At 44.9% G+C, this 15032-nt stretch carries 11 protein-coding genes; 10 read left to right on the top strand and 1 reads right to left on the bottom strand.

Annotated elements, in window-relative coordinates:
* Positions 1-127 precede the first annotated feature (127 nt).
* From BC351_RS06965 to BC351_RS06920, 10 genes are all read left to right on the top strand, one after another.
* Positions 128-1462 (top strand): ABC transporter substrate-binding protein, encoded by a 1335-nt coding sequence (locus tag BC351_RS06965; RefSeq protein ID WP_079410025.1) that lies wholly within the window; start codon positions 128-130, stop codon positions 1460-1462.
* Positions 1463-1533: 71 nt separating this feature from the next.
* Entirely contained in the window at positions 1534-2472 is a 939-nt protein-coding gene (locus BC351_RS06960) for a carbohydrate ABC transporter permease (RefSeq protein WP_079410023.1), read from the top strand.
* A gap of 15 nt (positions 2473-2487) precedes the next feature.
* Positions 2488-3324, top strand: coding sequence for a carbohydrate ABC transporter permease (locus tag BC351_RS06955; RefSeq protein ID WP_079410021.1), 837 nt, complete (start codon positions 2488-2490; stop codon positions 3322-3324).
* Positions 3325-4029: 705 nt separating this feature from the next.
* Positions 4030-5010, top strand: coding sequence for an ABC transporter substrate-binding protein (locus BC351_RS06950; protein WP_079410019.1), 981 nt, complete (start codon positions 4030-4032; stop codon positions 5008-5010).
* A 123-nt stretch (positions 5011-5133) separates the two neighbouring features.
* On the top strand, positions 5134-6744 hold the full coding sequence (locus tag BC351_RS06945; RefSeq protein ID WP_079410017.1) for a helix-turn-helix domain-containing protein: 1611 nt from the start codon (positions 5134-5136) through the stop codon (positions 6742-6744).
* A gap of 163 nt (positions 6745-6907) precedes the next feature.
* Complete coding sequence (locus BC351_RS06940) at positions 6908-7918, top strand: LacI family DNA-binding transcriptional regulator (protein WP_079410015.1); 1011 nt, start codon at positions 6908-6910, stop codon at positions 7916-7918.
* Between the two features lie 224 nt (positions 7919-8142).
* On the top strand, positions 8143-9411 hold the full coding sequence (locus BC351_RS06935; RefSeq protein ID WP_079410013.1) for an ABC transporter substrate-binding protein: 1269 nt from the start codon (positions 8143-8145) through the stop codon (positions 9409-9411).
* Positions 9412-9478: 67 nt separating this feature from the next.
* Positions 9479-10345, top strand: coding sequence for a carbohydrate ABC transporter permease (locus tag BC351_RS06930; RefSeq protein WP_079410011.1), 867 nt, complete (start codon positions 9479-9481; stop codon positions 10343-10345).
* Positions 10345-11166 carry a carbohydrate ABC transporter permease gene (locus tag BC351_RS06925; protein WP_079410009.1) on the top strand — a complete coding sequence of 274 codons (822 nt, stop codon included), beginning with the start codon at positions 10345-10347 and terminating at the stop codon, positions 11164-11166. Before BC351_RS06930 ends, BC351_RS06925 begins: the two co-directional genes overlap by 1 nt.
* Before the next feature lie 22 nt (positions 11167-11188).
* Positions 11189-12880, top strand: a complete 1692-nt coding sequence (locus BC351_RS06920) for a glycoside hydrolase family 13 protein (RefSeq protein WP_079410007.1) — start codon at positions 11189-11191, stop codon at positions 12878-12880.
* Positions 12881-13052: 172 nt separating this feature from the next.
* Here the strand turns inward: BC351_RS06920 and BC351_RS06915 are convergent, their stop codons facing one another.
* On the bottom strand, positions 13053-14897 hold the full coding sequence (locus BC351_RS06915) for a methyl-accepting chemotaxis protein (protein WP_079410005.1): 1845 nt from the start codon (positions 14895-14897) through the stop codon (positions 13053-13055).
* Positions 14898-15032 lie beyond the last annotated feature (135 nt).

Below are 15032 nucleotides of genomic sequence, written 5' to 3'. Positions count from 1 at the left end.
ATACATAGTGGTACGTAAGATTAAATTTCATTTGAGCTCATGCGCATCTGATCCTTACAGGATGTGAGCTAGGCTTCACAGGAAGTTAAGTTGAAATAATAAAACCTACCTTAAGGGGGAATTATGCATGAGAAAATCACGGAAGATCGTATTTCCGACATGGGTATCTGTACTCTCTATTTCAATTCTTGCAACCGCTTGCTCATCGACTCCAACCACTGGTGGCACGACTTCAACCAGCTCCGCTACAGATGCTAAAGGGGGACAAGGTAGTGTATCTACTGTCACGATGTGGCATGGTCTTACATCCATCGATTTAGAAAATATGAATAAAGTTGTGAAAACATTTGAAGAGAAAAATCCTACGATCAAAATCAAATTGGTATATACAGAGTCCTCTGAGGGCTCCGATCAGAAGCTGCTTACTGCGGTCGCAGGCGGTAATCCGCCAGACATTGCCTATTTTGACCGTTTTAAAGTCGGTTCTTGGGCTGCGCAAGATTCATTGACTGACTTATCCGCAATGGCCGCTGGAGCTGGAATTAATAAGGATTCGTATTATCCATTTGCTTGGGATGAGTCCAGTTATAAAGGCAAGTTATATGCCATTCCGTTAGGTACGGACTCTCGCTTACTCTTTTATAATAAAGATCAATTCAAAGAAGTTGGGCTTGACCCGAACAATCCGCCAAAAACCATTGCCGAGCTCGAAGCGGCTGCAGAGAAACTGACCAGTAAGGAAGGCAAACGGTTCAAACGGATCGGATTTATTCCATGGTATTCACAAGGCTGGCTGTACGGCTGGGGCTGGTCGTTCGGAGGAGATTTCCAAAATAAATCAACAGGGAAAATCACTGCCAATGATCCTAAGGTCGTAGAAGCACTTCAGTGGATGACCGATTTTGGTAAAAAATACAATGTCGAGGATATTGCTGGCTTCACAAGCGCAGCAGGGGCGGATGAAATGGACCCCTTCATCACCGGCCAAATCAGTATGAAGATTAGTGGAAACTGGACGGTAGCGGGTATTAAGAAATTTAAACCGGATCTGAATTATGGCGTTACACCGATACCGACACCGACAGGAACTGACTTCACAACGTGGTCCGGCGGTATGTCTTTAATTATCCCTAAAGGGGCTAAGAACACAGAACCTGCTTGGAAGTTCCTTGAATTTCTAGGCAAAGAAGAAGGGCAATATTTGCTGAACGCCAATTCCGGTATGTCAGTTATCGATTCAGTTAACGCCAAATTCGGATACAAGGACGATCCAATTATGAAAGAATTCGTTAGAATTCTTCCTAATTCGCATAACCGTCCGGTTATACCTGAAGGGCAACTGCTCTGGAATGAATTGGCTTCCGCAACGGAAAAGGCTACTCGCAGCAATGGCACCCCTAAGGAGAATCTAGATAAAGTGACGGAGACCGTAAATAAAGCATTGGAAAAATATAATAAATAAGATACGCCATAGGCAGGGAGAGCTACTCTCTCCTTGCCTATTCGTGTATAAGATTCGGAGGGAGGACGTAAATGGAAAAGCAAGCTGATTCTATTCCTGTATTAGCTACTACGATCGTAAGAAAACAAAGATCATTTCGTCGGACTAACGTAATTGGGTGGATCTTTGCCTCACCTTGGGCTCTAGGTCTCCTTTTCTTCTATGCAATTCCAATGTTTGCCTCGATCTACTTCAGCTTCACGACGTATAGCATTTTGCAACCTGGTGAATTTGTGGGCTTGAATAATTATAAGGATCTCTTTCATGATCCCTTGTTCTGGAAATCTATCTACAACACGATCTATTTTGCCGTCTTTTTTGTACCGTTAAGCATATTTTTTGGTGTGGCACTCGCTATGATGTTAAATCTGAAGATCAAAGGTATGTCCGTATACAGAACGATCTTCTTCTTGCCTACCCTTGTGCCGCAGGTGGCTTTGGCTGTCTTATGGATGTGGTTATTGCATCCAAACTTCGGTTTGGTCAATGGGATGTTAGCAAGTATCGGGATCGATGGCCCCCCATGGCTGGGTGGTGAATCGTGGTCTAAACCTTCCCTCATCCTTATGTCTCTGTGGGGGATTGGTCATGCAGTCGTCATTTATCTTGCTGGTTTAGGAGACATTCCCGATGAGTACTACGAAGCTGCGGAAATCGATGGGGCTAGTTGGTTTCAGAAAACGAAAACAGTAACAGTACCATTGCTAACTCCTGTTATTTTCTACAATTTGGTCATGGGAACGATTGGAGCGTTCCAACAGTTCACCCTCCCGTACACGATGACTAAAGGCCAAGGAACCCCAGCAAACTCCATGACATTTTACGTCATGTATTTATACGAAAATGGTTTTAAATATTTTAAAATGGGCTATGCTTCCGCCATGGCATGGATCTTGTTTGTAATTGTTATGGCATTAACTGCGTTAATTTTCGTCTCATCTAAACGCTGGGTTCATTATCAAGGGAAATAAAGGAGGCAATAAAGAATGAATCCTCTAGTTGCTAAAAGAATAAACCGAACTTTAGCCCATTTATGTCTCATTATTGCTGCATTCTTTTTCATTATTCCTTTTATCTGGCTGGTTTCAACTTCTCTTAAACCGCTCACACAGATTTTTACGTTTCCCCCAGAGTGGATTCCACATCCATTTCAGTGGAGCAACTATGCCCGTGCGGTAGAATACATCCCTTTCTGGACATATTTGAGAAATACGGCGGTTATTACAATTGGTAGTACGCTTGGTGTGATCATATCTTGTCCTTTGGTAGCCTACAGTTTTGCCAAGCTGGAGTGGCGCGGTCGCGGCGTGCTGTTTTTCATTACGCTTGCGGTTATGATGATTCCCGGACAAGTTACCATGATCCCCCTTTTCCTTTTGTTCACTAAAATAGGGTGGGTTGGGACATCTCTTCCGCTCATTGTTCCGCAATTTTTTGGTGTGCCGTTTTACATTTTCTTGCTAAGGCAGTTTTTTCTTGGGCTGCCCGATGCCCTTCGCGAAGCGGCCCGCATAGACGGTGCCAGTGAGTTCCGGATTTATTTGCAAATTATGTTCCCATTAGCCAAGTCTGCCGTTTTAGCTGTGGCGCTGTTTCAATTTATGGGAAGTTGGACCGATTTCATTGGTCCACTGCTTTATTTAACCAATGAGCCATCCTATACAGTTTCACTGGGATTACAGCAGTTCCAAAGCCAAAAAGGTACCGAATGGGGCCTGCTAATGGCCGTCTCAACCTTGATGACATTACCCGTTATTATCTTGTTCTTTTTTCTCCAGAAAACGTTCATTAATGGAATCACCTTTAGTGGTATAAAAGGTTAAATCATTAAATCAACGAGGCTGTCTCAAAAGTCGAAAATGACTATGAGGCAGCCTCTTCTGTTTTAGAGGCTCGCCGGGTGCCGCCTAACCCCAACCCCAACCCCAACCCCAACCCCAACCCCAACCCCAACCCCAACCCCAACCCCAACCCCAACCCCAACCCCAACCCCAACCCCAACCCCAACCCCAACCCCAACCCTGTTGGCAAATTCCACTGGAATTAATACAGTGTTATCGGGTTTGGAAGTAGGAAATGCTGCTTTGACTGGAGTTTATCCAGTGAAATGCAAAAAGCGCCTTCCTAGAGGCCGCAAACCCCAATTCCACTGGAATTAATACAGTGTTATCGGGTTTGGAAGGAGGAAATGCAACTTTGACTGGAGTTTATCCAGTGAAATGCCAAAAAACGCCTTCCAAGAGGCCACAAGGATATCTCTCTTTGACAAAATGGAGGCACCACCCAACCATTTGAACAAAAGGAGGGATTTTGCCGATGTCTACTGATTAAAACTGACTTGCATTTCAACAATGTTACTTTTGAGACAGTATCGTTGCGTTTGTGCAAAATGATATTGAAAATGTGTATGGAGTCAGCCTAATCGGCAGGTTATAATGGGCTATGCATGTAATGATAACGATTATCATTATTACTGATAAAATTCATTGCATGATAACCGACATTAGCTGAGGGAGTTGGCACAAAGAATGGCAGAGCAATTAAAAGGGCACATACGGGGGACGCATTGGCTGGTCGTGCTCCTTGTTATTATGGTGAGTTTGGCAGGCTGCAGCGATAAGCAGGGGAAATCAATGAACGCGGGAGCCAATAAACAGTCAGACAGTGGGACAAGAATAGTCAAGGATGCTTTTGGTGAAGTGAAAATTCCCATTAATCCAAAGCGAGTGGCAGGCATTTACTTGGAGGATTATATGTTGGCACTGGGCGTGAAGCCGATGGTGCAGTGGTATCATCCATCGTGGGGGAAGCAGGATTATTTGGGGATGCCGGATGCTGATGTTCCATTGTTCGATATCACTGGCAGCTTCGAGCCGCTGATTGAGCAGAATCTCGATTTAATTATTTTGAATGCGGGGATAGATCAAGCGGGCTACGAAATGTATTCGAAGATTGCTCCAACCTATCGGTTGACTCGCGATGTGACTACGAACCCTGCAGCGACACTGCGAACTGTTGCTGATCTGCTTGGTATTCCTGAGAAGGTGGACAGCGTATTGAAAGACTATGATCAGAAGGTAGCAGATGCCAAATTGAAGCTGGATGCGGCCATTGGCAAGCAAACCGTTGCTGTTGTGCGTCTTGATGTCGGAGGAAAGCCGGAGCTGCGCTTGTTCGGTCAAAATAATGCCTACACGGGCATGATTTACAAAGACCTCGGTTTGGAGCCGTTTCCGTGGGTGAAGGGTATCGAAGCCCATGAAGTTATTTCACAAGAAAAAATACCAGAATTTACTGCCGATCATATTATCATTTTCCCTTCTGATGGGAAGTGGGACTCAGAGTCCAATAAGAAAGCGGTTGCTCTGCTTGACGATCCCATTTGGAGAGGCATTCCAGCTGTGAAGAATGGTCATGTATATAAGCTTGAACGTTCGCATTGGCAATCGGGGGGCATTACAGCGAATCGTATGAAAATTGACGATCTGTTGCAATTCTTAGTGAAATAAACGGTCCAGTCAACACATCATTAGGATATAAAGGGAAAGCTTTTCATGCATGATTGAAGAGCTTTCCTTTTTGTTTTATAATAATGATAATGATTCTCACTCTAACAAAAAGGGGCGTGTAAGATGAATAATGAGACGGCATCTCGCCGCTATCCTTTCGTCATTTATATCATGACAGGTATTCGGAAGCTCCATATGGCGCCATTTTCTAGCGAAAAGTGCAAGGGTCTCGATGGCGAGTACATGCTGTTTGCCGTTATGGACGGAGCAGCAGAAGTGAAGATAGGAAGTCGTTCCTTCGGACTGATCAGGGAAAGTCTGATTGTGGCGGAGCCAGGTCAAGCCGCGCTCTGCTCTACACAGGCAAACAGCCTCTCTCTCTACTTCGTCACGTTCAAAGCGTTTCGAGTTTCGGATACAGCTGCGTGGCGATACGAATCGCCGGAGGCTTTCCCGTGTATAGGCGCATTAACTTGCGTACCGTTCTCACAATGTGTCGATCTATTAGAAACAATTGAGCAGCATAGTCCCGATGATAATGATTTGATGAGGTTTTACAACCATGTGCGGTTCGAGGAGTTGATTCGTCTTGTCCTACAGCAAAACACGAGAGCGACGCCAGCATTGAACTTGCGTGATAGTGTGAAAAGCTCGATCGACTATATAAGCGACCATTACGCCGATCAAATGACTGTGTCTCAGTTGGCTTCGGATGCAAACGTTTTTCAGTGGCAATACACACGGATATTCAAGGAACTGACCGGTCAATTCCCGCTTGAATTCATTAATAAGCTGAGGATCGACCATGCTAAGCAGCTGCTGCTAAAAACAGAGGATCGAATTCATGAGATTGCCCAGCATGTCGGCTTCAACAACGAGTTCTATTTCAACCGGCGATTCAAGAAAATGGAGGGCATAGCGCCAGGGAGGTACAGGCATCATCATCGGGGGAAGATACGTATCGTCTCCTTGCTCATGGAAGATATACTACTCACTTTGGGAGTTACGCCGATTGTGCAGTGGTCGCATGCTGGCTGGGGGCGGCAAGAATATCTAAGGCTAGATACGGTTCCAGCCTTCGACGTGCTGCAGAATAGCTTTGAACCGCTGGCGACATTCAATCCAGATTTAATCATCGCACGAAGAAGTGATTATGAATATCGAACCAATCAATACGAGCAGTGCAAGCGTTTTGTGCAGACGGAGATCATAACGCATGATGATGAGGATTGGTACTCGACATTGCGAACAGTGGCGAATCGGTTGGGGCGGATCGATCAAGCGGAGCTGGCTATCCAGCAATATGAGACCAAAGCAGCTAAGGCCAGAAGTAGGTTAACCCGTTCAATCACAAATCGGACGTATGCTTTTCTGCGTATATCCGCCGAGTGCATTAGTGTTGATCAGACCTACACGAAGCCTTTTCTATGGGGGGATTTGGGGATTGTCCCACACCCGATGGTGCAGGAGTTAACCTGTGAAGCGGGCAGAAAGGGCGTGACTTGGGAATGGCTGCAAGAGTTGGAGGCCGATTATATTTTCTTCGCTTTTGATAAGTGGCATGAACAAGAGGCAGGGTCAGAAAGACGTCAAGTTACCCATCCGTTGTGGCAGACCATTCCCGCCGTACGCAATCGTCATGCCTTCGAGGTCGATTTTATGACGTGGATGAACCATGGCTACCTAGCCAACAGCAAAAAAATAGACGATGTACTGAATAGGCTAGTTAATTAATGGGTGGAAGAGGTGGCTGGCAGCTGCCGTGATATTTTTTGTAAGCGATTTAAAAATTAATTGACAAACTTTGAGCAGGAGACTATTCTAAGATTACTTAAACGTTTACTCAGCTAAATCATGTTAGACTAAATGATGTTATGCAAAGAAGGTAATGTAAGCTATGAATCCTGCGACAATTAAAGATGTGGCCAAGGCAGCTGATGTTTCTGTCGCTACAGTTTCCCGAGTGCTTCATAACCTCACCGGCTATTCAGATAAGACCAAACAGAAGGTCATGCAGGCAGTGGAAGAGTTGGGGTATCAACCTAATGCGATCGCAAGAGGGCTCGTTAATAAGAGGACACAGACCATTGGTGTTCTGTTCCCGCATGTGTCCAGCAGCTTCTCATCTGATATTCTTCACGGTATTGAAGAGATTGCTCAGGAAAAAGGGTTCAGTGTCATTGTGTGCAACACGGCTGAAGAAGGCAAGCGGACCATGAAGTATTTGCAAGTCCTCCGGGAGAAGCAGGTAGATGGCATTGTCTTCACCAGTGAAGTGCTTAAGGATGAATACTTTCAAGCAATCAAGGAAATGAGAGTTCCTGTCATCCTTGTGAATACGATGTCTCAGAAGCATATGATACCTTATGTGAAGGTTGATGATCATCAAGCGGCCTATCATGCGACAGACTATCTCATTCAGAAAGGGCACCGGGAGATCGCCATGATCAGCGGTTCGACTAAAGACCGGATAGCGGGTTTACCACGCTTGGAAGGGTATCGTCAGGCTTTGGCTGACAATGGAATTGAATACATCGAATCGCGAGTGGCGAATGGTGATTTTAATCTGGAGGGCGGCACGGAAGCAATGAAGAAGCTGCTGGCAGAAGCGCCTCCTTTCACAGCTTTGTTCGCAGCAAGCGATGAGATGGCCATCGGTGCAATGAATGTTGCCATGGAGCGGGGGCTTAAGATTCCGGATGATCTCTCGATCATAGGTTACGATGATTTGAAGTTTGCCAGAATGGTCTATCCGCCATTGACGACCATCCATCAACCATTGACAATGATGGGGCGGATGGCATCGGAGAAGTTAATTGCATTAATTGAAGAAGATTCAACGCAAGTGTCGAGCAGCATTGTAAGTCACCATCTGGTAGAAAGACAAACAGTGCGATCCAAGCCTTGAAAAGGGCTTCTTTTTCAGATTGTTTAGTAAACGTTTAACATGAAGCAGTAATTTTCCAGTAATATAGGCCTTGCGATAGTTGAACTAAACGTGGTTTACTCTTTAAGGGTGGTGGTGTGAAGCGCTTTTTAAGATTCATATTTTTTACCTCATTAGGTTAAACGTTTACTTTAATAAATATCAGCCTTACTCATAATCTCATTTATAAAATGGAGGTCTTACCGATGAAAAAAACAACGACAACTATTTTTGCAAGCGTCCTCGCCCTTTCGGTACTAGCAGGCTGCGGAGGCGGAAAAACGACCAGTGAATCTTCTTCCAATACGGCATCTCCTGCTGCAAAAGGGGAAAAAGTGAAGTTGGAGTTTTTCCAGAATAAAGCGGAAGCCAAAGCTTCTTTCGATGCTCTGGTCAAAAAGTTCAACGATGCAAATCCGAACATCACAGTGACTCAAGTTAACCCGCCAGATGCGGAAACTGTCCTGAAAACGCGTGTAGCCAAGAAGGACATACCCGATATCATTGGTCTTGGAGCAACGGATACGTTCGCTCAGCTATCCAAAAGCGGTTTATTTGCTGATTTTTCGAATGATTCCCTTACAGCCACTATCCAGCCTTCCTACATAGACATGTTGAAAAAGCTGACAGGCACCGATCAACTATACGCTATTCCTTTTACAGCTAATGCCAGCGGTGTGATCTACAATAAGACCATGTTCAAAGAACTGGGTCTAAGCGTACCGAAAACTTGGGATGAATTGATGGCTACTGCGCAAAAAGTGAAGGATGCCGGTAAAACTCCGTTTTATCTGACGATTAAAGACTCATGGACGGTGATGGTGCCTTTTAACTCTTTGTCGACCAACATTGTAGGCATTGATTTCTATGATAAAAGAACAAAAGGCTCCGTTAAATTTGACAGCCCAGAATTCCGTGAAGTGGCTGACAAACAGTTGAAACTTCTGGATTTTGGTCAAAAGGATATGATGGGCAAAGGCTACAACGATGGCAACACGGCTTTCGCTAAAGGTGAATCCGCGATGTACCTGCAAGGTGTATGGGCCATTCCAGAAATTAAAAAAGCAAATCCGAGCATAGATTTGGGTGTGTTCCCATTGCCTGCTACTAACGATCCTTCCAAGAATAAAGTTATTTCCGGCGTTGATACCTTGCTGACTATTTCCAAAAACAGCAAGCATGCTGAAGAAGCTAAGAAGTTCATTGAATTCATGCTGAAACCTGAGAATGTTCAAACTTACATCGACGAGCAAAAAGCGTTCTCTGCTGTTAAAAACGTGAATCAAACAGATGCAAGCGTACAAGATCTGAATGCTTCATTCGCAAGCGGCAACATTGAAGACTTCTCCGATCACTACATTCCAGGTGCTGTTAAAGCCGATACGATTATCCAAAGCTACCTGCAGAAAAAAGATGTCAATGCTTATGTGAAACAATTTGATACCGAGTGGGATAAAGTTGCTAACCGCAAGTAAACGCCGAAGCACATAGAAGCAGGGCGCCGTAAGGCGCTCTCTCCCTATTTATTAAAGGAGGATCATCATGGTTTCAAAAAAAGCGGCGTATTACAGTATGGTCATACCAGCATTGCTCTTATTTTTCGCATTTCATACCTTTCCTGCCTTGCAAGGCATTTATTACGCTTTCACGAATTGGGACGGGTATAGTGAAGGGTACGACTTTGTTGGCTTTAAGAATTTCATTGGCCTCTTTCAAGATAACAATGTGATGAACTCATATTTGTTTACTTTTAAATACGCGATTGTCGTCACCATATTCATTAATGTGATAAGTTTGCTTATTGCATTGGGCTTAAACTCACGTATCAAATACCGTAATTTCTTCCGGGGTGTTTATTTCCTCCCTAACGTTCTTGGGGTACTTATTGTCAGTTATATTTTCAACTATTTATTTTCCAACATTGTTCCGACGTGGGGAGAGAAATTAGGAATCGAGTTCCTGTCCACCAACATTCTTGGCAATGAACAATGGGCTTGGATTGGGATCGTTATCGTTGCTGTATGGCAAGGGATTGCGTTCAACACGATTCTTTATCTGTCCGGACTTCAAACGATTCCGCAAGATATCTATGAAGCATCCAGTTTGGACGGAGCCGGTAAATGGCAGACGTTCTGGAAAATCACATTTCCGATGATTTCTTCTTTCTTCACAATCAATATGGTCTTGGCTATGAAGGGTTCCTTGATGGTATTTGACCAGATCGTCGCATTGACAGGAGGCGGACCTGGTCGCGCGACACAGTCCATTGCCTACTTGATTTATCAAGGCGGCTTCCAAGGCGGAGAGTTTGCGTATCAAGCCGCGAATGCTGTTATTTACTTTATCGTGATTGTGGTCATCTCCGTCGTACAGCTTAAATTTCTGCAGAATCGGGAGATGGATGCGTAATGACAAAACATTCCACGAATTGGATCGTCACGAGTTTGATCGCTCTGGGATCATTGCTGATTTTGTTCCCTTTATATATGGCCGTTGCTATTGCGCTCAAAAATCCGGAGGAAATGGCGAAATCTGTTTTTTCGCTCCCAACGGGATTGCACTTCGAGAACTTCAAGAATGCCATTGAGGCGACCAACTTTTTCTCGGCTTTAGGGAACAGCTTTGTTATCACCGTATGTTCTGTTGGTTTCATTCTGTTGACCAATTCGCTTGTTTCCTATGCAATTGCGCGGAATATGAACAAGAAGTTTTTTAAAGGCTTGTACTTCTATTTCATTAGCGCAATGTTCATTCCTTTCCAAATTATTATGCTTCCGATTGTAAAGCTGACAACGGATTTGCATATGAACAACATGCCAGGGTTAATTATTCTTTACATCGTGTATGGACTTGCATTCAACATTTTTGTGTATGTTGGCTATATCCGCACCATACCGGTTGAATTGGAAGAAGCTGCGACGGTTGACGGAGCCTCCACCTATGGAACCTTCTGGCGTATTATTTTCCCGCTGCTGGCACCGATTAATGCCACAATTGCCATTTTGAGCTGCTTGTCGACGTGGAATGATTTTATGCTGCCGCTTATTATTCTAGGCAAACCGGAATCGTATACACTTCCTCTCGTGCAGTATGTATTTCAAGGTCAATTCAGTACGGACTTTAACTTGGCATTTGCCTCGTATCTGCTTGCACTCGCCCCGATGGTTATCGTCTATCTGATTGCGCAAAAGTGGATTATTAATGGTATTACGCAAGGTGCTGTGAAGTAAACAAGTGGATAGGAGTGTCAATATGAACAACTTGAATAGAACTTGGTGGAAAGAAAGCGTTGTGTATCAGATCTACCCCCGCAGCTTCCAAGACAGCAACGGTGACGGCATTGGGGATATTCCCGGCATTATTTCGAGGCTGGATTACTTAAAGAAGCTTGGGGTGGACATCATTTGGCTGTCGCCCGTCTATGAATCTCCCAACGATGATAACGGCTATGACATTAGCAACTACCAAAGCATTATGGATGACTTCGGCACGATTGGCGATTGGGAACAGCTGCTCTACGAATTGCACAGTCGCGGCATGAAGCTGATCATGGATCTTGTTGTCAACCACAGTTCGGATGAGCATGTATGGTTTGCCGAGTCTCGCAAGTCCTTAGAGAATCCTTATCGGGATTACTACATTTGGAGGGACGGCAAAGGCGGGCAGGAGCCAAACAACTGGTCTTCCTTTTTCAGTGGATCGGCCTGGGAGTTAGATGAAGTGACGGGACAGTATTTTCTTCATTTATTTTCCAAGAAGCAGCCAGATTTGAATTGGGAAAATGAAAAAGTGCGCCGTGAGGTGTACGACATGATGACCTGGTGGCTTGACAAAGGAATTGACGGCTTCCGGATGGATGTCATTAACCTGATCAGCAAGGTACAAGGTTTGCCAGACGCAGCGGGCGATGGAACCTATAATTTCGGCGGAGACTACTTCATGAACGGTCCGCGGATACATGAGTTTCTACAGGAAATGAACCGCGAGGTCCTGTCCAAATACGATGTAATGACCGTGGGTGAAACCATTGGCGTGACTCCGGAAGATGCTGTCAAGTACGTTGGTGAGGATCGGAACGAGCTGAACATGGTGTTCCAGTTCGAGCTGATGGATATTGATTCCGGCCCTGGTGGAAAGTGGAATGTCCAGCCATGGACCCTTCCTGCTTTTAAGAGCATTATGAGCAAGTGGCAGAACGAGATGTATGGCAAAGGCTGGAATAGCTTGTATTTGAACAATCATGACCAACCGCGAATGGTTTCACGTTTTGGGAATGATGGCGAACTGCGCAAGGAATCCGCCAAAATGCTGGCTACGCTGCTTCACACGCTGCAAGGGACACCCTATATTTATCAAGGTGAAGAGCTTGGTATGACGAACGTCAAATTCGATTCGATCGATCACTACCAAGATATTGAGACGCTCAATATGTTCAAGGAATACTGCGATGCGGGACATAGCGTTCATGACATTATGGCTTCCATTTACAGCAAGGGAAGAGATAATGCCCGCACCCCAATGCAGTGGGACACTACTTCGCATAGCGGTTTTACAACCGGAGCGCCGTGGCTTACTGTAAATCCGAATTATACGCAGATTAATGCCGAAGAAGCACTGAGTGATCCAGATTCCATATTTCATTACTACCGTCGTTTAATTGAGCTTCGCAAGCAGCATGATGTGATCGTATACGGAAAGTATGACTTGCTTCTGGAACAGGATGAACGCATTTATGCGTATACTCGGACTTTGGGTGAGGAGCGCTTGCTGGTTGTTTTGAATTTCTATGAGATGCCTGTCACTTTCGAGCTTCCGAATACAGTTGTCTGTACATCGGGTGAGCAGCTCATAGGCAACTATGAGATAAATAAAGGTTTGGATTTGCAGCGTTTGGAGCTTCGTCCTTATGAAGCTCAGGTATTCAAGCTGAAGATCAAACCGTGAAGCCACAGGCGAACACATCCCGCGCCGAAGCTGCAACTGTTATTCTAAGGGCGCTTAAATTAACGAAGTAAACGCAGTCTGAAAGAAAGCTGATGGCCCAGGGGATCGGCATACAATGAAAAAAAGTTAAAGGACTTAACCAAAAGGTCCTTTAACTTTTTTTTATTGTGAATTAATTTACTTTAAAATGGTTGACCGATTGCCTCAAGTTCTGAGAAATGCTGCTTAACGAGTGGGCGGAACCTGCCATGCCGTTAAGAGAATCGAGCTGCCTTCCCGTCGTTGCGGCAACTGCTGTTGCCGAAGAAGCCGAGCGATGAGCGATGGTGTTCATCTCCTCGATGGTCACGGACACCTGTATAGAGCTTGCCGCCAGCACTTGAGCGGCAGTTGCCGCTCCCTGAATGCTGCGGTTGACATCCTCCGCTGAAGAAACGATGTTCGCAAAGGATACTTCCACTTGCCCAATGCTCTCCAGTCCTTTGTCTACCTCGCCTAGCCCCTGCTTCATCGTAATGGCAACTTGATGCGTATCTGTTTGGATCTGCTTGATCATTGCGCCGATATGCTTAACTGCATTAGCTGATTGCTCAGATAGTTTCTTTACTTCTTGAGCGACAACAGCGAAACCTCGTCCGTATTCTCCTGCCCGTGCAGATTCAATCGCCGCATTCAGGGCTAGCAAGTTGGTTTGCTGCGATAAATCTCCAATCAGATTGACAATGTTGCCGATATCGCGGGAATGTTCTTCCAGTTTCCGAATCCCTTTTTCGCCATCGACGACAGCTTCACTAATGTTATGCATAACATGAACGACGTTTTGTACAGAGGAGTCGCCTTTCCTTGCTTGCAGAGAAGCTTCCGCAGCCATCGACGAAACTTCTACGGTAGAGTCTGCAATCTTTCTAAGGCCATCTATAATTTGATCAATGGCCACACTGGTTTGTTCAGCGCCCAACATTTGATCGCTTGCTCCTGCGGCTACGCTCTCTATGGATTGCTTCACTTCGCCAGCGGCCTGAACATTGCGTTCGCAATGTTCGAGGAGCTGATTGGACGATCCTGCGACGGTATCGGAGGTGTCGCGTATCTGCTTAATCGTGTCTCGGAGATTCAGGGTCATACGATTTAGTGAATGAACCAAAAGCCCAATTTCATCGCGGTTTTTGACGTTAATGGCAGAGGATGAAAGGTCTCCCTCGGCAATTTTTTGCAGGGTGCCGGATACTTGTCTCACTGGCTCGGCAATGTTGGCTGAGAGAAGGAGGGCTAGACCAATAGAGAGAATAACCGCAAGAGATACCGCGATTCCGGTGTTGCGGACAGCGCTGTAGTAGAGGCCTTCACTATTTTCGGATAAAGTTACAGCGCCGTCGTAATTTAGTTTGCCTAGGGCATCGATCTCTTGCTGCATGGATTCATAAGCTTCTTTCGACTTCTTCAGCATCTTGGAAATCTGGTCAGCATAGGCACCGGCACCTTCCACGAAGTTAACCCTTGTTGCCATAATGAAAGAATCCGAGTATACGTCTTTATAAGATGACCATTTGGCCTTTAATTGTCCAACATGCAAGCGTTCCTCGTCACTTTGTGCTTTTTGGCTATAAAGCAGCAAATTATCGTCGATTTGCTTGAAAATCGCACCGGACTGCGGGATGAACTGCTTTTTATTGTCTTCATTCGGTTCCATAATCATCGTAGCCTGCAAGGCTAACATTTGTTGCGCAAGCAAATTAATTTTGTTGATGGTATTGATTCCCTGCAAGGAAGAGTTAGTAATTTCTCCTGTCAATTTTTGCATGGACGACATATTAACCAACCCGGTAAAGCCAACGATTGCTGACAAAACGATTGTAATCAAAAAAGAGCCCAGCAATTTTTTGCGCACAGTAAAGGGCTTTGCCTTGGCCATTACACGACCGGCGTTCCCATTGAATACGGCTTTAAAGAAGCCTGGCCATTCCTTATTGCGTTGTTGAATCCAGTTCCTCCGCTTGGAGAATTTGATGTTGTGCATGCTTAGCCTCCGTTTTGTAGAACATATAATAGAGTTAGTTTAACGTATATTAATTCGGAGAAGGTAAGCGGCGTTCAAAGAAATTGTTAATTTTTTCAATAAAAACTATGTCTGATTATAGATTTTTTCTATATC

Source organism: Paenibacillus ferrarius, from assembly GCF_002027705.1.
GTDB classification, from domain to species: Bacteria; Bacillota; Bacilli; order Paenibacillales; family NBRC-103111; genus Paenibacillus_E; species Paenibacillus_E ferrarius.
Note: the sequence above shows the minus strand (reverse complement) of the source record. Positions and strands in the feature narration are given on the sequence as shown.